Here is a 21,647-nt window from a genome sequence, read left to right on the forward strand (position 1 = left end):
ACTATGGAAACCGGCACGTATTTGGCTTCGGAAAATAGAAGGAAATACAGTACCATAAGGATTTTGAACTGTAAGTTGCCCCAGTCAACGGTTATAGTAAAAAAATGGATGTTTACTATCTCTATTTAAGTGTCTTTCATTTTCTTTAAAAACGGAAGAAATAGAAAACAGAAAATTCAATTAAAATTCACGCGACGTTAGTGAACTGTTTACTTTATTAAAAATAGTGAAGCTTTTTTAATAATGTTCCACTTAGCTTTAAATCAACAACTCCACAAATTTGTTTAACGGGAGCATACAATAAAGGATATATACCCTCAATTACCTAGTTTCTTTTTATACATAACTAAGCCTAAAATGATTTCGATTACGCCAACTACAAAAAAAGTCGGTTGCAGAATGCTTTTTAATCCAAGCCAGTATACTTGGGCTACTATCCAGACAACCATTGCAAATCCAAGTACCAATGTAACTGTGATCGCAAAAGAATGATGTTTGAAAGATAAAAAGCTACCAAGCAAGCTGCCGAGTCCATGGATGGTTAACAAAAGGATTCCAGGTATTAAAAAGTCTTTAAACGGTGAATCTTTCAAAAGGTTTACTGACATACTTAAATTACTACCGTCTGGTTTTGATATAAAACCTATTCCCGCAGGAATAGCCCCTATTGCAACCAATAACAGCAATGTACCCATCGAATAGAATAGTGCTTTCGTTTGGTTCATATTCAACATCCTCCTTTTTTCAATGAAAAATATTGTAGAAGTATTAAGTAACAGCTTTCCCATCTATATTATACTCCTCTATTAAAACAAGGGATAATCTCATAGGAAAGGCTTTCACTTACCCTATCATTTAATTTTTTGCGAATTCTTATTGCACTTTCCTAAAGGTAGTTCAAGTAAAAAAAACTTACAATCCTTTCGTCCTTACCAATTTTTTCAAACGTGTTATTCAACAATCTGCGCTTTAATGGAATAACTTTATTATCACTTAACAGGTTCTTAATCCACAAGAAAAACCGAAATCCCTTCTTTATCGAGATTGGAAATTCCGGTTCATCTTTTTTATAAACGGTTAAACTTTTTTCAAAACGGTGCGACTTTTTTATAAACAGTTCAACTTTATTTCAAATCTACACTTAAACGTGTAGACCTACCTTGTGAAGATACATCTTGAATGTTTAACCAAGGTTTATACTCTGAACCAATACCAGAACCGCGACCTTCTTTAATCCATTTTTCAATTTTAGATGTTCTAGTTCTTTTTGACATAAAAACACCCCTTTAGATTAATATAATCCAAAGGGGTAAAACGGTGCAACTTTTTTGAAACCGGTAAAACTTTATTTAAAACGGTACATCTTTTTTAAAAACGGTACGACTTTATTTAAAATCTACAACAACTTAACACTTTTTTATCTTATAGACCACATTTTAACTGTGCGCCACAGTTCGTACATGTATTACAGCCACCCATTTCTTCGACTGTTCCTTTACGGCATACAGGACATGTATTCCCTACGTCTGAGCCAATAACCGTTGTAGACTCTAACGCTTGAATTGTATCTATTAATACGACTGGACGTTTTGTATGTTCTTCTACTAATTCTTCTTCAAATGATAGCTGATCCATATCATTTTCTTCAGCTTTTAGCGTAAGTACTTGTGAGTCACGGCTACCATCCACATAGACCGTACCACCTTTAGCGCCGCCTTTATACAATCGCTCGTATACTTTTTCTACTTGCTGTACTGTATAGCCTTTTGGTGCATTTACTGTTTTAGAGATGGATGAATCAATCCATTTTTGAATAATACATTGTACATCAGCATGTGCCTCTGGTTTTAGCTCCATCGCTGTGACAAACCATTCAGGAAGCTCTTGCTCATTTACATCTGGGTGACGATCTAAATATTCTTTTACAATTTCAGCTTTTACTTCAATGAATTTACCTAGACGGCCAGAACGGTAGTAAGTAAATGAGAAGTATGGCTCAAGACCAGTTGCTACCCCTACCATTGTTCCTGTTGAACCAGTTGGCGCAACTGTTAATAAATGTGAGTTACGGATACCAGTCGCTAAAATTTGCTCCTTGATGTGAGCAGGCATTTTCTGCATAAAGCCTGTCTCTATGAAAGCTTTACGTAAACGAGCTGTTTCTTCGTCTGTAGAACCTACTAGGAATGGGAAGCTACCACGTTCTTTTGCAAGCTCTGTAGATGCCTCATATGCAGTTTCAGCAATTGTTTTAAAGATTTCATCTACAAGTTCATTACCTGACGCTGAGCCGTATTCTTTCTCACAATAAATAAGTAGATCGGCTAAGCCCATAACACCTAAACCAACACGACGCTCACCAAGAGCTTGTACACGGTTTTCCTCTAAGAAGTAAGGTGTTGCATCAATAACATTATCCTGCATACGAACCCCTACACGAACTGTTTCACGTAGTGCTTCGTAATCTACAGTTTGATTTTCTTTATTCGCAAACTGCGCTAAATTCACAGCTGCTAAATTACACACAGAATATGGTGCAAGCGGTTGTTCCAATAATTGTTACCCTAAAGGTTTTTTATCCTTTAGTTCTTACAGTTCAATTCCTGCAAGTTCAGCATACATTTTCATTACACATTTTTTTCATAAATCTTAATAATTCTTTTCTTCCTTTATCTTCTCCAAAGACTGCTTTTGAAATTACTCTAAAATCTTTCACACCAAATTCTATAGGCAAATTTACGTTTTAAATAAATGTGTAATGTTGCGGTCTCGTGCCCGGATTATAGTCTACAAAGTAGAATCACCGGGTATGCGTTGCCCCTGACTAAAGTTTTACCATTAGCCTTCGGTTCGGATTAGCATCTCAGCCTTCCCGCTTTATCCCGCAATTTTTAACGTGAGGCGAAGTCCACCACACGGGTTTGTCGCTACAACACTTTGACCATATGCCTTTGCATTGGTCATATCGTTTGCGTTGTCGATGAAGAAAATACCTGGCTCTGCAGAGTATGTTGCACATACATTAATTAAATTCCACAATTCTTTTGCTTTAATTGTGCGGTATGTGCGTACTTTATAGCCCATTTTCTCCCATTCACGAACATCACCAACTTTATGCCATTCCGTGTTGTAAACGTTCATTTCTTCTTTCGAATATTCTTCAACTGCTGGGAAACGAAGCTCGAAGTCAGCATCATTTTCAACAGCTTCCATAAATTCTTTTGTTAATGTAACAGAAATATTTGCACCTGTTAAGAATTCTGGATTATGAACAGTATACGTACCACCATCACGCAATTTATTTTCCGCTTCACGGATAATTGCCGTATCAAAACCGCCTAATCCCTCGATACTTTTATAGTTTACAATGCCTTGATACATAGCCTCCTCTTGGAATGAAAGAGGCTTAAAGTTTAATTTTTCTTTTGCTAGACGAATGATTGTTTCATCCGTTGTATTTTCGATTAAGTATCGCAAAATACGTGGATTTTGCATTTTTGAAATAATAAATTCCACGATATCAGGATGCCAATCTGCCAGCATAATCATTTGTGCCGATTCCTCTTACGCGGGTTCGCTACACCCACTCTCTATGTCACCATAGAAGTTGAGACCATATCTTACATCTTATTAGATGTCCTCGCACTTCGGAGTGGCTTCACTCCTACTCTACTCACTTCCGCTAACTCAGCGTGCTTTCGATGGTCGTTGAACCTTCCTCATTAAAAGAGGCTTGGCTGCTGATTGTCTTTATCCCACTGCTATTTTCAAGCATTCACGCTTACCGTTTCCAGTTACGTTGTAGCTAGCAGTGCATTTATAATGCGTTTTTTTACATTTTCAAAATCATTTTTTATCTCATCTTCCCAGAAACGGAGTAAAGTATATCCATGCGTTGCTGCAATTTGATTTTTTTCAATATCCCTAGCTTTTATCCTCTTTTGAACATCATAAAAAGTGGAATAAAATTTCGGATTCCCGTGCCAGAAATCACCATCACATTCAATTAGAATTTTTGTCCCTAGTAGTAAAAAATCAAATTGTGCACCTTCAAATATAAAGGAATATTTATAAGGGATTGATTGTTCAACTAAGAAATGCTCGAGAGCTCTTTCAATACTAGTTTTTCTAAATGTTTCCCTCTCTAATTGTTTTAATGCAGCTTGCCGAATTTTTTCTATTGTTTCTTTACTATAGACCCCTGTCTTACCGCTGTTCCATGAAGGAGTTCCATTCATTTTTCTAGTTTTAGCTGTTTTTGAAATGATATTTTCAAAATGAACCTTCTTTTGTTCATCTGGCATGTCATTATGCCAATTTCCTGTATTTTGTGATCGCAGCCTACTCGCACACTCTTTACTACAAGTTTTAGTCTGCCGATGTTTTTCATCGAATAGTTTTCCACAAATTACACAAGTTAAAGGCTCACCTTTTCCTCGACAGCTTCTACTACAAAACTGATTGGGAATACCACGCCTCAATTTAACCTTTTTATTACATAAAATATATTGGCAGGTCACCAATTCTACTGGATAAAAATAAGATATTAAATAATTATCTAATGGTAAGTTATGCTCATTTTTCAAATGAGACGTAAACCTTCCTTGTTTATTATGATCTATTGTAAAACCACATATTAAACAAGTTTGTGGCTGTTTCGCATCATAAACATCCATAATTCCCACCTCGATTAAAGTGACAATATTTCCGTTAAAGAGTTCCCAGCAATTCACGAGGTTTGTTTACGCAGAAGCACCTAGATTATGCTTACCTCTGCGGCTACCACCTTGTTCAACAAGATGAGTCAGCTTCGCAATATCATCTAACCATGAGACAGAACCAGATGATTTACCATTTACACCACGTGCTAAAGTGTTTCGTGGACGTAATGTCGAGCCATTTGTCCCTACACCACCGCCGCGGCTCATAATTTCCATTACTTGCTTACGGTGATCACTAATTCCTTCACGAGAATCTGCTACAAATGGCATTACGTAGTTCCGATAGGTAAGAACAATCCTTCACCATTACATGTAAGGCGTTCTTTTCCCCCGGCTAGCACCGTGCGTGCGACTTTCACCGCACACGGCGCCCCATCTACCAATAAGTTAAATTAAGATTTCATCTTGTTTTAAGAACTTTGATTAAGCTTATTCCTGAATTTTTGAACGTTTTGTTTAGTTTTACTATCAAGGTTTTCAAGGCTAATATTTTGATGAATAAATTCGTGACAATTTTGATGCATTGATGCTAGATTATTTACTCTGTTTACTAGTTCTAGTGGTAACTTCGGATTGATGTGGTGAGTATTTGTTTCATTTGGTCTTAAATATTTCCCACAAATCCTACATTTCCCTTTATCTCTATTGAAAGCGTAACATCGGTTCATCATGTATTCAAAGTTATACTTTAACTTTGAACCTCTTAAAGTTCCGTTTGCGTTCTTTCGTGCATACTCAAAATTATTTAGCTCATCTGCTCTATATTTTGCTGGTATTTTCCCAGTTCTTAGTGAGTAGATTTTCCTTCCTTCCTCACTATACGGTGTTTCCTTGACTCGTTTTAACTCTGCTCTTCTCCATTTTACGAAACTTACATTTGTTAAACCGATTTTTGTTTTGTTTTCACCATATTCGATTGTCGGAATTGCTGTTGTATAATTATCATGTACACTTTTGAGGTTATCCACTTTGTTTGCAGGTATCCATTCGGCCCCTATTGGTGCTAGAGAATTCCATGCTCCATATCCTAGTATTCGAGAATATTTTCTAGTTTCTACGCCTACTCTTGTCGCTATATCATAGTAGTTCAGAACTCCACGAATTTTGGAATTTACCAATAAAATATCCGCTACCTTCTTTTCTAAGGTATCTCGTTTTCTTATCCGGTAAATATCCTTTTTGATTTCCATCATTTTGTTGTGAAGTCTTTCCTTATTTGGTCTACTTGTTGATATCCATCCAAATTTACCTTTACCTATGACTTTTTTATAATCGAATCCTAAGAATGTTATATATCGTTTACGAATATTAGTTATTTTGGTCTTTTCCAATGATAATGTAAGTTTAAGCTTTTCATCCAAATATTTTTGGATTTTCCATTTAAGTCTTTCTGCATGCTGTTTTGAGTCAGTTACAACAACCCAATCATCAGCGTATCTTATGAGGAAGCAGGGAATTAAGTTTGTCTTCTTTAACTGTTTATACCTTGCATCGACACGACTATATTCATGTCTTGTCTTTTTTGTTTCCCATTGGTTTGATAACCAATGATCGAAACTGTTTAGGTACACATTCGCTAGCAGAGGAGAAATAATACCTCCCTGTGGCGTTCCTAGGTCATTGACTTTAATTTCATCCAGTATTCCTGCTTTAAGCATTTCTTTTATTATCATAAGAACCCGTCTGTCTTTAATTCCCATCGAATATAACTTTTTGATAAGAATTGTGTGATTGACGTTATCAAAAAATTTACTAATATCCCCTTCAATTATCCAGTAAAAATTTGTTTTCTGAGTAATATCAGAAATTCTTTCCATCGCCATGCTTGCTTCTCTCATCGGTCTAAAACCATAAGAGTGTTTGAAGAATTGTGCTTCCAGTATAGGTTCAATTACAGACCTTACACATTCCTGTATAATTCGATCCTCTATATTAGGAATCCCTAATGCCCGTTTTTCCTTTTTACCAGGTTTATCTAGCCATTTTCTTCTTACCATTCCTGATTTGTAGTTTTTCATTAGGTCTTTCACCTTCATCAAGGTTGTATCCCTATCTACTTCTAGAAATGCTTCTCTAAGTTTTTTTCCATCGCTTCCAGGAGTATTACTACCCTTGTTTGCTATCAGCTTGTGTATGGCGCTTATTATCACTGCATCGGATTGTATTATTTCTAATAATCCTTTGAAGGTGGGTTTTAATCCTTCTTTGATACATTCTTTTGTTCTTTTATAAAAGTCATCTTGAATTTTTCTAAATTCACGTTCGCTATTCGGATAGTTAAGTGTTTGAACCATTTGAACCACCGCCTTTCGTTAGTGGTATGGTTTTAGTCAGTGTATGCTCAACGGCTTCCTTAACGAGCTTTTCTTAATTTACTTACAATTTATTGAGGTTTAGTAAACCTATTGGTAGACTATGCCCCTTCGCTCCACAAGCATTACCCTGTTTCATCACTACTACGGGCTAACCGCCACCGACATTCAACGACCATTTCCTGACGTTTAGAGACATTAGGCTTACAGTCCTTTAACATTCTCTTGTCGGCTTCCAACGTTCCCTAAGAATTAGCTTTTCATATGGACTTAGGTGCTTCCTTTGACCCGTTAGCCATCTCTTCGTCCTTTACTGGAGGACTTAAGACTCTTATCCCTTACTGGACAAGTTTCGCTAAAGCAAACTGCAATACTTTAGCCAAGACTAAACCCGCTTGATGGGCGAGGACGTTTCTATTCCGTCCCCTCACTTTTACGAGCCGTACATTCGGAAGTTCGTCAGTTCTTTTTGAACATTCTCACCATATCCATTTTATAGCGCCACGACTACTTCCCTATCGTTTCAGAATCGGTTTTCGCCTAGTTAACGAGCTTCAGACGGGAATAACTGTACTTATTCCGCCTGTCGTACCCTCAGGCTTGGTCTGCCAGTATTCAGACCAGTTAGGACTCTCACCTAACAATTCATTCTTAGAGTTAGACATTCTCTTTTATAAGTTCATATCCGCCTATTTTGAGGAGTGATTTCTCCGTTCCTTTGTATTAGGCAACGTTGCGCACACAGTTGAAGAACGTTACATCCGTTTCAGAACCTGCCCCATAAATGACGCGTCCCGCTGGTATAAATTTTAATGATACTAATTGCTCATAAAACTTCTCGAACCATTCTTGGCGTTTTTCTGGTGTTTTTTCAACAGCAGCAAGCCCTGTTGCATTGCGTTTTGCGATTTGTTCATAAAAAATTTCAAGAGGCTTTTCTAACACGTCAATTGAACGCGTAATCACACCTGTTTCTTGCTCTTTTGGATTATCTAAAGCACTACGGTAGTCTTCCTCAATCAAAATATCTGCTGTTTTTGTAGACATGTCCAACTTCTGAATTGTGCCTAAACCACGGGCAGGGAATTTTGGATCTGCCTTCACTGTTAATACGACGAAATCACCAGCTTTAAGCGTTTTCTTTTCCGTATCCTTAAACGAGTAGCGATCGATCATAACAAGCCTTGATACACCTTTATGCGTAATATGCATATCAGGTGTTACAGGGTGAACCTGTGGAAATAGCCCAATATCTTTGTTTAACTGTTCAATTTGTTTGTTTACTTCGGGTTGATGATTTGTGAGTACCATCGTTTTGCCTCCCTTATTTTCTGCCTTACACATAATAAATACACAATATCATGTGTCGTCAAACACTACATATTGTGTATATGTCTTAAAAAAGATACTATATATAGTTTTTTAATTCAACTCTTGCAATTTTGAGTAGAATCAGAACTGCTTGACATCACAAGGTTTGAACAATAAAAAATATTTTTCTTATACCATTTTTTACTTTTTGAAGTTCCAATCGTCACACGCATATTTTTTTTCCTCTAGCGCATGGACATATTCTAGCTGCTCCTCAGAAAGTGTAAATGGTTTTAAATCAATTTGCAACGATTTTGCAAAGCCATCTCTAAAAGCTGTCACACATTGTTCAATTGTCACAGGTTCCTTGACAAGACTATTAATAGCAACAGCCTTTTCTGGCAGCTTTCTACGCATACGCTCCTTCGCTTCTTCACTTGAAAAATTAAATACGGATAATAATTTTTCCTGATCTAAATCTAGTAAGATGGCTCCGTGTTGTAGAATTACTCCCTTTTGACGTGTTTGCGCACTACCAGCAATTTTTTTTCCCTCTACGACAAGTTCATACCAGCTAGGTGCATCAAAACAAACTGCACTTTTCGGCTTTTTTAAATCTGCCTTTTTTTCCTCTGTATCAGGCACACTAAAATAAGCATCCATTCCGAGATTATGAAAGCCTTTCAGTATGCCTTCACTTAACACTCGATATGCCTCTGTCACTGACTCTGGCATATCTGGATAGCTTTCAGTAACGATGACGCTATATGTCAACTCATGCTCGTGTAAAACGGCTCTGCCCCCAGTTGGACGACGAACAAAGCCGAGTCCTTGCTGCTGCACTGCCTCTATATTAATATCTCGCTTTGCTTGTTGAAAATAACCAATGGAAAGAGTTGCTGGCTCCCACTCATAAAAACGAATAACGGGAGGAATCAATCCCTCACTATGCCAATCAAGCAATGCCTCATCTAATGCCATATTAAAAGATGGACTACATTTTCCTGAATTGAGAAAATACCAAGTTGTCATTTTTTCATCTCCTACAACTATTTAATTAATCTTAGCGAAAGCGTATCAATATATCATGATATTCGATGTCGAATTTTCATAAATCATGACACGCATTTAGTTCTGTAGCTTTGATTAACTACCATCAACGAATACCAATGCATATAGTTATCTTAATTCTAGCCACAATCTAGTTAATTTTATCAAACTCATTGGACTATCGCTAGCGCATCTTTTATAATAATAAAGAAGATAGAAAGGGGTAAGAAAATCTTGGACATACTTATCACAATCGGTGTTGTTTTAGTAGTCCTAATTGCATATATCGGAATAAATGCAATGCGACTAAAAAAAGCAGTGTCAAACCTAACACAAGAACAATTTATTGAAGGCTATCGTAAAGCTCAGCTTATCGACGTACGAGAGCAGAAAGAATTTGATGCTGGCCATATCCTTGGTGCTCGTAATGTTCCTTCAACTACACTACGTCAACGTTATAAAGAAATTCGCCCAGATTTACCAGTATATTTATACTGTCAAAATACAGGCCGTAGCTCACGTGCTGCATTGTTTCTTAAAAAGCGTGGCTACAACCAGATTTACCAGCTTCAAGGTGGCTTCCGAACTTGGACAGGTAAAATAAAAACAAAAAAATAAGCATGTAGTAGATTTCGTTAAGGCGCAAGTAATTAATTGATATTGTACTTTTTCAATCGAGAAATAGATTTAAATATATTTACCTACGCCGCTTCGTTTCGACAAAAAGAAACCATCCCAAATGACTATGAGATGGTTTTCTTTTTGCAAAAAATTCAGAGTTTCTACTATATTATATCTATTACATACAATTACTCACATATTTCTTGCTCACCAAAACTTTGATCATGCATAGGGCAGAAAAAAGTAAGGCATCGAGATGCAATGTAAAGCTCGTCTTCATAAGAGATGCTAGCCTGTAGATGAGCATTTCTCACTTGCTCCATATCCGCCCGTAACCTTTGCTCCTCTTCCTGCATTTCCTCACTTGTCATTTCATACTCTTTTGCATCCTCTGGTAATTCGTTTAATTCTGCTGTTACTTTTTCCAGAAAAGCAGCGCGAATATCTCCTATTTGTTTTTCATGCCCAAGCTGATGCAGAACCCATAAATAATTTGAGATCCAACAAGCCGTATGAGCGTAGTGCTGATAGCCTTTAGCATACCATTCAGCCGCCTCTTGATAATGACCCAGGCTTGTATATAACTCCCCTAATTCGACTTCCCCAATAAAACGTTCCTGATCCTGCTTGATAACATCGATCCATTTATAAGCACTATCAACATCTCCAGCCAGAATAAAACATTCAACAGCCCTCATCAGCCCGTAATCCTCTGTTTGATAGGATTGGATAAAATATGTAGCCGCTTCGCTAAACCTTTGTTGATGTTTATAAATAGATGCTAAATTATGAGCGACAACAGGGGACTCAAATAAAGTATAAGCTTGCTCTAGCCATCGCTGTGCACTATCTAAGCTCACAAGGCGCATTGTCAATTCGCCAAGTAATGCATAGGGATAATAAGTTTTAGGCTCCATGGCAACAGCCTGTTTGGCGTAGAATAACGCTTCCTCATAATCATCATTTTCCTTCAATAAATCGGCTAAATTATGTAGGATTATGACATTTTTTTCTTCGGCAAGTACATCTAATAGCATAAGTTTAACTGTCTCGTACTCTCCCTCTTTCGCCAATATTTCCGCAGCCTTCTTGATTCGCTCCATTTACTCACCTCATAAACAGGTTATTATAAATTAAGTAATTGCGCCACAAAATAGAACACCTTTGCCTCTATAATGAGTGATAAAATCCTATAATTGAGTGTCTTGTCTATTATTGAGCAACACGCCTTATTGACTTTTTTAGCGTTTCGAACTTCCTATTTGATCATTCAGCCCAAAAATTAACAAAACAATTGTATGTCTAAAAATACTATTTTTTATAATATATTTCCCTATCTAAATCGCATTCTTCTATTTTTCTGAAAATAGCTAAAATTTTGTTCTTGAATAATAATGCAACCATTGATAGGATGTATAATATCTTAAAATAATGTCATCACGACAATATAAGCTATGAATGCTATGGATTAAACTATAGCAGGAGCAGTTCTGGAGAGAGCGCAGTTTGCGTCGCCGAAGGGTTCACTATCTCAGGCAAAAGGACAGAGGAGTAATATCAACTTTCATTATGAAAGATATACCAGCCGAATGTTTACCTTATCGTCAACATCCGAAAATGGTATTTGTTATTCTGACGTTTACGAGACTAGTGTCATAACTAGTCTTTTTTTAATTTTCCAGTCATATTTTATACATCTTTGAGGGGGATTAACGTGGAACAACAGCAATTAAAAAGAGATTTAAAAAATCGCCATGTGCAGCTAATTGCCATTGGCGGGACAATCGGTACTGGGTTATTTTTAGGATCTGGGAAAGCCATTGCTCTAGCTGGGCCTGCCATTATCTTCGCCTATTTAATTGTCGGCATCGCTTTATTTTTTGTGATGCGTGCATTAGGTGAATTATTATTATCAAAAACTGGCTATACATCATTTACTGACTTTGCAACAGAATATATAGGACCCTGGGCAGGCTTTGTCACTGGCTGGACGTATTGGTTTTGCTGGATTATGACGGCTATGGCAGACATTATTGCTGTAGGCGTTTATACGAAATATTGGTTTGATATTCCACAATGGGTACCAGCGATAGGCTGCTTAGTTCTGCTATTAATCTTAAATTTATTAACGGTAAAATTATTCGGGGAATTAGAGTTTTGGTTTGCCCTCATCAAAGTCATCACTATTGTTGCACTCATTATTATCGGGCTCTTCATGCTATTTACAGGCTTTCAAACAAGCTCAGGCACTGTGTCAGTGGAAAACCTTTGGGCACACGGTGGAATGTTCCCGAACGGCGTTTATGGTTTTTTAATGGCATTCCAAATGGTTGTTTTTGCTTTTGTAGGGGTTGAATTAGTCGGTGTGTCTGCTGCTGAAACAGCTGACCCTAAGAAAAATATTCCTTCAGCCATCAATAAAATTCCATTACGTATTTTATTATTTTACGTAGGGGCATTATTTGTCATCCTATGTATTAACCCTTGGTATGAAATGTCTGCCGCAAACAGTCCATTTGTACAAGTATTCACGTTAGCAGGAATCCCAATCGCAGCTGGGATTATTAATTTTGTTGTTCTAACATCTGCCGCTTCAGCAGGTAATAGTGGTTTATTCTCTACAAGCCGCATGCTTTATAATCTAGGCAGCAATAAGCAAGCTTCAGCATCCTTTGCCAAGCTTAACAAAAATAGCGTACCAAGTAACGCGCTTATTGTGTCGGCAATTGTGGTATCCGTTGGTGCATTATTAAGTAAATTAATGCCTGAAAACGCCTTTAGTGTTGTAACAACTATTAGTGCTATTTGTTTTATTTGGGTATGGAGTATCATATTAATCTCCCATATCATCTATAAACGAAAGAATCGTGCACTTCATGAGGCATCGAATTTCAAGGCACCCTTTACTCCATTCGTGAACTATTTAGTACTTGCCTTCTTCGCATTTTTATTAGTAGTTATGTTTATTTCTGAGGCCACACGTACAGCCTTACTGCTAACGCCTATTTGGTTTATACTACTTATGTTTATCTATAAAATGAAAAGAACTAAACCAATACACTAAGATATACTGCCCTGTATAGTTAACGAAAGTGAACCTATCCAGGGCTTCTTTAAAAAAGTTAAGTTTCTCACTACACTGAAATCATTAGGCAAATAAGACATTTATATGGCTTTAAAATATATTCATATTCCATTCAGTTGCAAGATGCTTTAATAATTTTACTCCTGCTACACTATTGCCTATTGAATCAATAGCTGGTCCATAAATACCAATACCACAGCCATCTGGAAAGGGAGAATTCAAGCTTGCGTGACTAGGCACAGCCGCCAGAATTGCGCCAGAAACACCACTTTTAGCAGGCAGCCCAATAAATGCAGCAAATTTTCCCGACGCATTATACATACCGCAAGTAACCATCAAGGCCTTTGCTAATTTCGCGACCTGCTTTGGAAAAAGCTGTGTTTTTAATTGAGGATGGTAGCCATCATTAGCAATTACTAATCCAATCATCGCTAAATCTGACACATTTACTTCAATGGCACATTGTTTTAAATATACCTCCAATGCCTCCTCTACAGTGCAATCTAAAAAACCAGAATCCATTAGATAATACGCTAAAGATCGATTTCGATTAGCCGTTTGCCATTCAGATTGAAAAACCACTTCATTCACCTTTAACCTTTTACCAACCATTTGCTCTAGAAAATAAAGGATTTTCTCCATTTTCTCCTGTGGTGAATTTCCTGTAAGCATTGAGGATACTGTTATAGCCCCCGCATTAATCATAGGATTAAAAGGTTTCCCTGGATGATGGCTTTCTAGGCGAATAATAGAATTGAAGGTATCGCCTGTTGGTTCAACATCTACTCGCTCTAACACATAGGGTAATCCACGATCCATACAAGCTAAAATAAATGTAACTACTTTCGATACACTTTGAAGGGTAAACAATTCAGCAGTATCCCCTGCCTTCATTTCATTACCAGATGGTCCAACAATCGAAATAGCTAATTGGAGTGGATCTTTTTCGGCAAGTGCCGGAATATAGTTTGCACATTGTCCATTTTTCGCAAAGGGACGAAACTCCTTGACCCAGCTAGAGACAAGCTGTTGATGAGAATTTGTATGTTCTACTGCCATAATCTAATCTCCTTTCATATTTTGAAAAAACAGAGCCTCCATAGTTCACCTATGAAGACTCAAACCGAATCTATATTATTATCTAACGCTTTGGAGGCTTTGTTCCTTCAGGAATTAAGGATGCATAAGTCTCTCCATCCAGACGTTGCTCCCATTCTTTTTTCGCCTCTTCAATCAGTGCTGGATTGTGAATACAATCAATAGCAGTGCAAGCCATAATTTTTGCAGCCTGCAGCATTCCCTTATGTGCAATCGGCATAATGCCCTGTGATACAACCTGCCATGTATGAAGCGGTGTCCCTAATGCCATACACACCGTTGTACATTGAACAGTTGGAACATTCCAGCTAACATCTCCAACATCTGTAGATCCGCCCATGATAAATTCGGGTAGGATGCCTGGAATATGATGTGCAATCACTTGATCTTTTAACAACCCCATATCTTCTTTCGTTAAGCCAATTAAGGCAGAAGCCTGAATATCAGGAGAAAATGTCTTAAAAATAGCTTGTGCATGCTGCTCATCTTCTATTGTATAAGTTGGCATACCGATTTCAAGTAATTGCTTATACATTGCATCATAAAGTGTTTTATTTGGAATAAGATCCGACGCTGCACCTTCAAATTCGATTTCTAGAGATGTTCCAGTCATAAGTGTGGCACCTTTAGCAATATTTTCAACACGCTGATAAATTTCCTGTACCTGCTGCTTTCTCGGTGCCCTTACTAAATAAGTTACCTCTGCGTATGGCTGTACGACATTTGGAGATGCTCCTCCAGAATTTGTAATGGCATAATGCAAGCGCGCCTCTGGAATAATATGCTCGCGTAAGTAGTTTACCCCTACATTCATAAGTTCAACAGCATCCAATGCACTTCTTCCTAAATGTGGTGCCGCTGCTGCATGTGCGCTTTTCCCAGTAAACTTAAAAGTAACTGCATAGTTTGCGAGAGAGCTACAAGTCATGACCGTTGAAAATGTTCCAGGGTGCCACGATATGGCAATATCAACATCATCAAAAAGACCTGCCTTCGCCATATAAGCCTTACCTGAACCGTTTTCCTCAGCAGGACAGCCATAAAAACGAATCGTCGCTGATTGATTATGTTGCTCTAAGTAATCTTTCACTGCCACAGCCGCAGCAAATGCACCTGTTCCCAATAAATTATGACCACACCCATGACCACTGCCACCGTCTTCTAATGGCTCATAAGAAGTGGCACCACCTTTTTGACTTAGCCCTGGAAGAGCGTCATATTCACCGAGAAAAGCAATAACAGGTTTTCCTGAACCATATGTTGCCACTAGCGCTGTTTCAAGACCCGCTACCCCCATTTCTGTTGCAAAGCCCTCTTTCTCTAAGGCTCTTTTCATATATTGTACTGATTTTTTTTCTTGAAAATGAAGCTCAGGTAACGCCCAAATGGCATCACTTAATTGAATGCTAGCCTCTTTTTTTGATTCAACTAATAAAGAAATTTTTTCTTGTAAACTCATCTTTTTTTACCTCCTTAGAAAATTGCAATCAATTATGAATAGAATTCAAAAGATTCCCTTTTTGATCATTTAACGTTAACAGTGAAATAATACAGATTGCCGCAAACCCAATTAACATCCAAAAGGCTGCATCAAAGGACCCGTTAAAGGCATCTACCATAAAGCCAATTGCCATTGGTGTTACAAATCCTGCTAACTGCCCACCTGTATTAGCAACGCCCATTGCTGATCCTGTAATGGATGATGGCAATTTCTTTAGCACGATGGCTGGGAGTAAGGTAATAACAAAGGCAATAAATAAAGAAACCACCGTTTGATAGCCAATAAATAGTGTTACAGATTTTGCTGTAAACATTAAATACAATAAAATACCGATGATCGCACATGAAATTGAACCTAAAATTTTGTCCATTCCACGTGGTAACTTATCAATGATAAAGCCACTACCATAAACACCTATAATTGTTGTGATGGCAGGGATTGTCTGCGCCCAGCCAATGGACATTAAATCAAGACCTCGATTTTTTTGTAAATAGGTCGGGATCCAAGAAACTAATCCCCAGTTCACCGCATAGATACAAAAATAAGCAATAATTAAATTCCACATAAGTGGTGTCTTAAATAATTCCTTCAAGTTCACTTTTGTTGAAACGCTCTCATTATTAACTGCTTGTTCTTGCGGAAGCTTGATATATTTCCAATAGAGGAAGGCAATAATGGCCCCGATCGCCCCGATAATGATGAACATCATGCGCCAGCCAATTGTTCCTAATAGATAAGCAGCTAATAATGGTACAATCAGTGATACAATTCCCCCAGAGGTAAGCATAATGGACATAGCTCTACCTCTTTCCTCCTTCGGAAAAATTGTTGCAATAATTTTAGAGCTTGCTGGCTGGAAGCCCCCTTCTCCTATACCAAATAAAAAGCGAATAACAATCATTGCTGTTAATGACCATGCAACAGCTGTCAAGCCTGTGAAGATTGACCACATAATAACAGCCATTAATAAAACTCGCTTGGCGCCAAATTTATCAGCAAGCCATCCACCAGGAATTTGCATAATAGCATATCCTAAAAAGAAAGCGCTTAAAATGATTCCTGTAGAAGAAGCATCTAGGCTTAAATCACCTGTAATGGAAACAACCGCATAATTCATAATGTACCGATCTAAATTTCCTAACGACCATCCTAAAAATAAAAGTGCAAGTATTAAATTTCTGGACTTTTTTGTTACCATATTCATTGTCATAACATTCCCTCCCATATCTCTTGTAGCTAAAATGCTGCAATAGTCGTGCAAAATGATGATCGCCTAAATCTTCATTGTATCCTTTCGCTTTTCTTTGCAGCCTACCACCATTGACTGATCCATCTCTCCCTATCTAATAAAATCAAAACCCCTTAAATAACGACATTTTCGTTATATATTCGTATAATAATCAAATTTTTATAAAATGACAATATTTTTTTGAAAATTCCTACTAGATAAAACATAAAAAAGGATATAAGACATCTAAAAAACACGCTTGAATCCTTAAATATTTATCTAACGAAAAAAATATCCCTAAACCGTAAATGGTTTGGGATATTTCTTTAGATTAATACGTAGAACGGTGCATAATAAGCTGATACATTTTGATGGGCCTACCTCGAGTATGCTGTAGCTCCTCTCCTGCTACCTTTGCTAAGCCTACACTACATAAATCAGCAACAATACGCTGAGCATTTCGTTCACTCATTTGAAGCTGTGTCGCTAAATCCTTTGTCGTAAAATGCTTCCAACGCATTTTTTGAACTAAAGCCAGTATTTTGGTATAGGTTTTGATGCTAATACTACCACTTTTCAATTTCTCAATTATAGCGGGATCTTCTGCTCGATAGGAATAAGACAGCTCTTCTATATTTCCAACGGATTCAATAATAGTACCATCATCCTGTATCATAATCATATCAATGGATTCATTTGCTTTGGTTTGACGTAAACCTCTATGTGCATGTAATTCTGCATTAAATACAGTCTGCGCAAAGCCGATTCCTGCCGCGACCTTCCCCTCCATTTCAATGGACAGCTGATACATTTTCTCTGTGATGAACTGAATTTGACCTTCAATAGCTCCCCTAGTACTAAAAATTGTATATCTACCATTTCCCTCCTCTACTAAGGAGCCATCAATTCGTTCGCATAATTGCAATAAATTTTCTTTTATGCGTAATTCTAAATATTGAATTCGATAGCCCTGCTTCATTCGCTCCTTCAAAGAATCGAAATCCTTTATTTCAAGCATAACAGCACCGATTTGTGTTTCTTTATAATACGAGGTTTTAATTTTTTCTGTAAACAACTGTACAGTATGGTAAATTTCTGTTTTTGTAGGAGAAACCCAATACGACGGAACCCCCATCTTTCTTAACTGCTCATCTACTGACGGATAACAAGTGATGGCAAAATCAATTTTTCCTTCTTGCCAGAGCTCAAAATGGAAATCAAATAATTCCTTCGGATCAATGGCGACATCAAATTCCTTAAGATACATATTTCTCACATTTTGTTCAATCTCCGCTAATCCTTCTGAGGTCATTTGTGCAGGAGATGGAATAATATCAATACTGACATTTTCGATAAATTTTTTTCTTTTATAGGACTGCTCTAAAAAGCCTTTATAGATAGCTGCCTCCGAAAAAATAATATGTGCCAGCTTATCCTGTGAAACGCTTGTCTGACTAGCAATTTTATAAGGTATGTATCCTGAAAAAAGCCAAAAATCCACATCTTGATTATGACTCTCTACAATATCTTTCGTTTCAGTGGCGATACCATAAATATATGGAATAAACGCCATGTCCTGTTCAATTTCATGTGCTAATTCGATAATTTTTTCCACGGATTTAATTGGTCCAACAACACCTATTTTATACATCATAAGCTCCTACCTTCTCTATCAATTACTCCATGCATTTAGCACTCCTCTTATTAACTGTAAATAGTATAGCGAATATATTATAGCCTAGACAATTGAAAGCTTTAAATTCTGCTGAAGGATATGCTTTTTCTCTACAAATAAACCCCGAATAATAAGCATATTCGAGGTTTGTTTAACACAATATTGAATTAAGGGATCCTACACATCATTGCTATACAAATTCTTATACAGAATTTCTAGTTTTTTCGAGAGCTTCCCATAGGCTGTCTGCCAAGCTTTACGTGCTTCTTCTTTTCCTTCACCAGCAGGAACATAAAGCGCATGGATCTCCGCTACCTTTTTCAAGTCACTCTCTGCCTGCGTTAGCTTCGAATAATTTTTTACAACTTTTTTCTCCGAGGCACTAAGGGCATCATATTGCGTACGGATTTCTTTTACCTTCGTCTCCAAATCAGCTATATACTCGCCATTTTCAAGCAATCCATTAATCGTTTCAATTAAATCTAAAGCCGTGTCATTCGATTGCTGCTGCCCCTTTTCTTTATCCAGAATAGCTTGTCTAACAACAGGGCTAACTAAACTCATTTGTTTCGCAGTAAGTTTCGCATAGGCTTTTATAACAGTTGTTGGATTGCTATTAAATGATTTATCATACTGCTTCATGAAGGAATCTACTTTCTTCACATCAGAAACTGCAGTGGTTAAAATCGAGGCATTGGTAATACTCTTTTTATCACTAGAACTTAGCTTATTATATTGAGCTGAAAGTTGATTAATTTTATCGATTGAAACGGTATACATATCATTCGTAACAATTGTTGCAATTTCACTATTTAGCTTCGAGATATCAGGTGCATTGCCATCTGGTAAACGTTTATTCAGTAAATCATCATATTGTTGCTTTGCTAAGTGCTGCTGATTTGCAGGCAGCTTTGCATATGCCGTTTCAACTGTTTGGATTTTTTTAGCCTGCTTGGTAACATCCGTTTCCTCTCTAGCTGTTTGCACCTTTTTATGGAAGGATTTAACACCTGACAAATCCTTACTAGCGGCTGTTAATAAATAATAGTTAGTTACATATTTTCGTGCAGTAGAAGAAAGATTTTTATAGGTTGCTGTTGCAGCATTTACAGCTGTTTCGAATTGTGTAAATGTATATTTTGAAACATCAGCAAGCTTCGCAATATCACCCTTTAATGCTTCGGCTGCAGCCTTATCAGAAGGTTCCTTGCCACCTGTGTCAACTGTAACCTTAGGTGTATTCAATAAAAAATCATCAGCATTATATACAAGTGATTGTTGAAGACTCGTTAATTTATTATAAGCTTTCAATATACTAGTATAATTTGAGTTTAGTTTACTTTCCGCTACACCAGTAGTTTGACTAAGTTTTTTATAAGTATCCATATCCTTAATCACTTTTTCAGCTGCCTTAAAGTCCTTCTGGAGGATTAGGATATCTTCATACCCAGTAATTTTAGCAGCAGAATTTTTCGTCAAGCCCTTATATTCATTAATAATACGATTTACATTATTAACATGACTCTGCCAAGAATGGACAGAAGGATCAATCGGATAGCTATCGATAGCACCATATATATAACCAGCTATATCGTTATTTAGCTTTTGGATTTGACTATCTTCAGCGTCCTCAGCTTCAAGTAAAATTTCCACATACTTGGTTGGCACTAATTGCAATTGTTTAAATGTCAGCTTTTCATAGGCAGATCGAATGGATTTCGCAACTGTTACCTGCTTGTTGGGCGTATTATTTGGTGATAATTTCTCAAATGATTTGATAAATTGCTCAACCTTTTTTATATCTGCCTTCGCATCATTTAAAATAGCTTGATTTTGCACTGTAGAACGGTAATTTTGCTTTAGTTTAGCTATATCCTTTTCGATTGCCTCTACAGCTGTTTGTAAAGCTTCTTTACTTGCAGGGACATATTTAACAAAGGAATTTTCGTATTTTAATAAGCCTACAATGACTTGATTTAATCTTCTTACCTCATTAATTTGCTCGATATCAGATGGATCTTTTAGAAGGCTTTTAATGCTAGCATATAAACCATCATTAACATCCAAGCTTCGTTGTAGTAAATCCAGCTTATCGTAAGACTCCTCGATCTCTTTTAAATACTTCGGCAAATCCTTCTCAGTAACTTCTTTTACTTTATCTACTTTCTCAGCAAGTTTACTCATTAATTCTATATCAGCAACAGCTCTCTTTAAAACATCGTAATTTGTCACATTTGCCTTCGCAGGAGCTGTTAATGCCTGATACCTAGCGTCCATCGCTGTTACTTCTCCCTTAAATAACTCTAGGCTTGAAATATTGTATTGATGGTCGTTTTTAAGCAATGTTTTAATTTCACTAATCATTGAATTTGTCGGTTCATTCGATACTGTAATGACATCAGAAAAATCTGATTCTACAATCGCGGGACCAACTTTTGCTCTTACCTTAACCATAATGTCTTGCATGTTTTTATCTAAGGCATCTTTCGGAATTGTATATGTGCCGCTAGTAGCCCCGTCAATGATAGTGAAGGACTCACCAACTTTATAAAACCATTGATAGCTATATGTAATTTGACTACTTTGTAATTTGGCACCTGCACCATCCGTCACTTCGGCTGTAGCCTTTAACACTTCCCCAGGAACAACATATTTAGAAGACACTGCAAATGTAGGCTTTGCAATTGCCAGCTGAAGCGTATTTATTGTTAGTGGTGCACTTTTATATTTACTATCGTTCGTTGTAATAGCTTCTACAAATAATGTTTTTCCGGCTGCCTCTACTGGTACTGTAAAGGATGCAGCAGTTGCACCAGAGATTGGTTTATTTGTATTATCATTTTCAACATAATACCATTGGTAACCTTTCACAATTGAATTCGCTGGTAAATTCTCAATAGAAGCCTTTAACACACCATTTACCATATTTTGTCCTAACACTGTCACTGTTGGTGTTGCTTCCACTGCACCTGCCACTGTTGGTACAATAAGAGCTGCTGGAATAGCGGCTACTGTGAAAAATAATTTTTTATTCAATTTTTTTAC

The 21,647-nt window shown here is 37.1% G+C and carries 13 protein-coding genes, 4 pseudogenes and 1 riboswitch; of the genes and pseudogenes, 2 read left to right on the forward strand and 15 right to left on the reverse strand.

What is annotated here, in order from left to right; genetic code table 11:
* Window positions 1–317 precede the first annotated feature (317 nt).
* The 9 genes and pseudogenes from AC3WOM_RS03185 to AC3WOM_RS03225 all read right to left on the reverse strand — a co-directional run bounded on the left by AC3WOM_RS03185 (window position 318) and on the right by AC3WOM_RS03225 (window position 9,376).
* Window positions 318–788 (reverse strand): hypothetical protein, encoded by a 471-nt coding sequence (locus AC3WOM_RS03185; RefSeq protein ID WP_427541323.1) that lies wholly within the window; start codon window positions 786–788, stop codon window positions 318–320.
* Window positions 789–1,142: 354 nt separating this feature from the next.
* Window positions 1,143–1,274 (reverse strand): annotated as a pseudogene (locus AC3WOM_RS03190) (heteromeric transposase endonuclease subunit TnsA); the annotation flags it as partial.
* A gap of 148 nt (window positions 1,275–1,422) precedes the next feature.
* Window positions 1,423–2,550: pseudogene (locus AC3WOM_RS03195) on the reverse strand (ribonucleotide reductase barrel domain-containing protein); the annotation flags it as partial.
* Window positions 2,551–2,910: 360 nt separating this feature from the next.
* Window positions 2,911–3,555 (reverse strand): annotated as a pseudogene (locus AC3WOM_RS03200) (ribonucleotide reductase barrel domain-containing protein); the annotation flags it as partial.
* A 239-nt stretch (window positions 3,556–3,794) separates the two neighbouring features.
* On the reverse strand, window positions 3,795–4,676 hold the full coding sequence (locus AC3WOM_RS03205; RefSeq protein WP_492444922.1) for an endonuclease domain-containing protein: 882 nt from the start codon (window positions 4,674–4,676) through the stop codon (window positions 3,795–3,797).
* Window positions 4,677–4,742: 66 nt separating this feature from the next.
* Complete coding sequence (locus AC3WOM_RS03210) at window positions 4,743–4,991, reverse strand: ribonucleotide reductase barrel domain-containing protein (RefSeq protein ID WP_427541329.1); 249 nt, start codon at window positions 4,989–4,991, stop codon at window positions 4,743–4,745.
* A gap of 140 nt (window positions 4,992–5,131) precedes the next feature.
* Entirely contained in the window at window positions 5,132–7,015 is a 1,884-nt protein-coding gene (locus AC3WOM_RS03215; RefSeq protein WP_492444924.1) for a group II intron reverse transcriptase, read from the reverse strand.
* A 759-nt stretch (window positions 7,016–7,774) separates the two neighbouring features.
* Window positions 7,775–8,344, reverse strand: a pseudogene (locus AC3WOM_RS03220) (ribonucleotide reductase N-terminal alpha domain-containing protein); the annotation flags it as partial.
* A 201-nt stretch (window positions 8,345–8,545) separates the two neighbouring features.
* Window positions 8,546–9,376: a lipoate--protein ligase family protein gene (locus tag AC3WOM_RS03225; protein WP_427541335.1), complete on the reverse strand. Its 831-nt coding sequence runs from the start codon at window positions 9,374–9,376 to the stop codon at window positions 8,546–8,548.
* Between the two features lie 252 nt (window positions 9,377–9,628).
* Between AC3WOM_RS03225 and AC3WOM_RS03230 the strand changes: the two genes are divergently transcribed.
* Window positions 9,629–10,012 carry a rhodanese-like domain-containing protein gene (locus AC3WOM_RS03230; protein WP_427541338.1) on the forward strand — a complete coding sequence of 128 codons (384 nt, stop codon included), beginning with the start codon at window positions 9,629–9,631 and terminating at the stop codon, window positions 10,010–10,012.
* Window positions 10,013–10,203: 191 nt separating this feature from the next.
* Here the strand turns inward: AC3WOM_RS03230 and AC3WOM_RS03235 are convergent, their stop codons facing one another.
* Window positions 10,204–11,118 carry a tetratricopeptide repeat protein gene (locus tag AC3WOM_RS03235; protein WP_427541341.1) on the reverse strand — a complete coding sequence of 305 codons (915 nt, stop codon included), beginning with the start codon at window positions 11,116–11,118 and terminating at the stop codon, window positions 10,204–10,206.
* Window positions 11,119–11,495: 377 nt separating this feature from the next.
* Window positions 11,496–11,572: riboswitch (glycine riboswitch) on the forward strand.
* 157 nt (window positions 11,573–11,729) lie between these two features.
* Here AC3WOM_RS03235 and AC3WOM_RS03240 point away from each other — a divergent pair.
* Window positions 11,730–13,079 carry an amino acid permease gene (locus AC3WOM_RS03240; protein ID WP_492444926.1) on the forward strand — a complete coding sequence of 450 codons (1,350 nt, stop codon included), beginning with the start codon at window positions 11,730–11,732 and terminating at the stop codon, window positions 13,077–13,079.
* A gap of 111 nt (window positions 13,080–13,190) precedes the next feature.
* Here AC3WOM_RS03240 and AC3WOM_RS03245 read toward each other — a convergent pair whose 3' ends face one another.
* From AC3WOM_RS03245 to AC3WOM_RS03265, 5 genes are all read right to left on the reverse strand, one after another.
* Entirely contained in the window at window positions 13,191–14,159 is a 969-nt protein-coding gene (locus tag AC3WOM_RS03245; RefSeq protein ID WP_427541347.1) for a glutaminase, read from the reverse strand.
* Window positions 14,160–14,241: 82 nt separating this feature from the next.
* The gene (locus tag AC3WOM_RS03250; RefSeq protein WP_492444928.1) at window positions 14,242–15,657 is read right to left on the reverse strand and encodes a M20 family metallopeptidase; all 1,416 of its coding nucleotides are present in this window, start codon (window positions 15,655–15,657) and stop codon (window positions 14,242–14,244) included.
* Window positions 15,658–15,685: 28 nt separating this feature from the next.
* Window positions 15,686–16,909: an MFS transporter gene (locus AC3WOM_RS03255; RefSeq protein ID WP_492444930.1), complete on the reverse strand. Its 1,224-nt coding sequence runs from the start codon at window positions 16,907–16,909 to the stop codon at window positions 15,686–15,688.
* A 349-nt stretch (window positions 16,910–17,258) separates the two neighbouring features.
* The gene (locus AC3WOM_RS03260; protein WP_492444931.1) at window positions 17,259–18,581 is read right to left on the reverse strand and encodes a hypothetical protein; all 1,323 of its coding nucleotides are present in this window, start codon (window positions 18,579–18,581) and stop codon (window positions 17,259–17,261) included.
* A gap of 198 nt (window positions 18,582–18,779) precedes the next feature.
* Window positions 18,780–21,638 (reverse strand): hypothetical protein, encoded by a 2,859-nt coding sequence (locus AC3WOM_RS03265; protein ID WP_492444933.1) that lies wholly within the window; start codon window positions 21,636–21,638, stop codon window positions 18,780–18,782.
* Between the last annotated feature and the right edge of the window lie 9 nt (window positions 21,639–21,647).

Source organism: Lysinibacillus sp. FW301-JW8, assembly GCF_058788755.1.

Bases quoted from the DNA above. Each gene is read 5' to 3' on its own strand.
- AC3WOM_RS03185 (WP_427541323.1), bottom strand. From the start codon at position 788: ATGGGAAAGCTGTTACTTAATACTTCTACAATATTTTTCATTGAAAAA.
- AC3WOM_RS03205 (WP_492444922.1), bottom strand. From the start codon at position 4,676: ATGGATGTTTATGATGCGAAACAGCCACAAACTTGTTTAATATGTGGT.
- AC3WOM_RS03210 (WP_427541329.1), bottom strand. From the start codon at position 4,991: ATGCCATTTGTAGCAGATTCTCGTGAAGGAATTAGTGATCACCGTAAG.
- AC3WOM_RS03215 (WP_492444924.1), bottom strand. From the start codon at position 7,015: ATGGTTCAAACACTTAACTATCCGAATAGCGAACGTGAATTTAGAAAA.
- AC3WOM_RS03225 (WP_427541335.1), bottom strand. From the start codon at position 9,376: ATGACAACTTGGTATTTTCTCAATTCAGGAAAATGTAGTCCATCTTTT.
- AC3WOM_RS03235 (WP_427541341.1), bottom strand. From the start codon at position 11,118: ATGGAGCGAATCAAGAAGGCTGCGGAAATATTGGCGAAAGAGGGAGAG.
- AC3WOM_RS03245 (WP_427541347.1), bottom strand. From the start codon at position 14,159: ATGGCAGTAGAACATACAAATTCTCATCAACAGCTTGTCTCTAGCTGG.
- AC3WOM_RS03250 (WP_492444928.1), bottom strand. From the start codon at position 15,657: ATGAGTTTACAAGAAAAAATTTCTTTATTAGTTGAATCAAAAAAAGAG.
- AC3WOM_RS03255 (WP_492444930.1), bottom strand. From the start codon at position 16,909: ATGACAATGAATATGGTAACAAAAAAGTCCAGAAATTTAATACTTGCA.
- AC3WOM_RS03260 (WP_492444931.1), bottom strand. From the start codon at position 18,581: ATGATGTATAAAATAGGTGTTGTTGGACCAATTAAATCCGTGGAAAAA.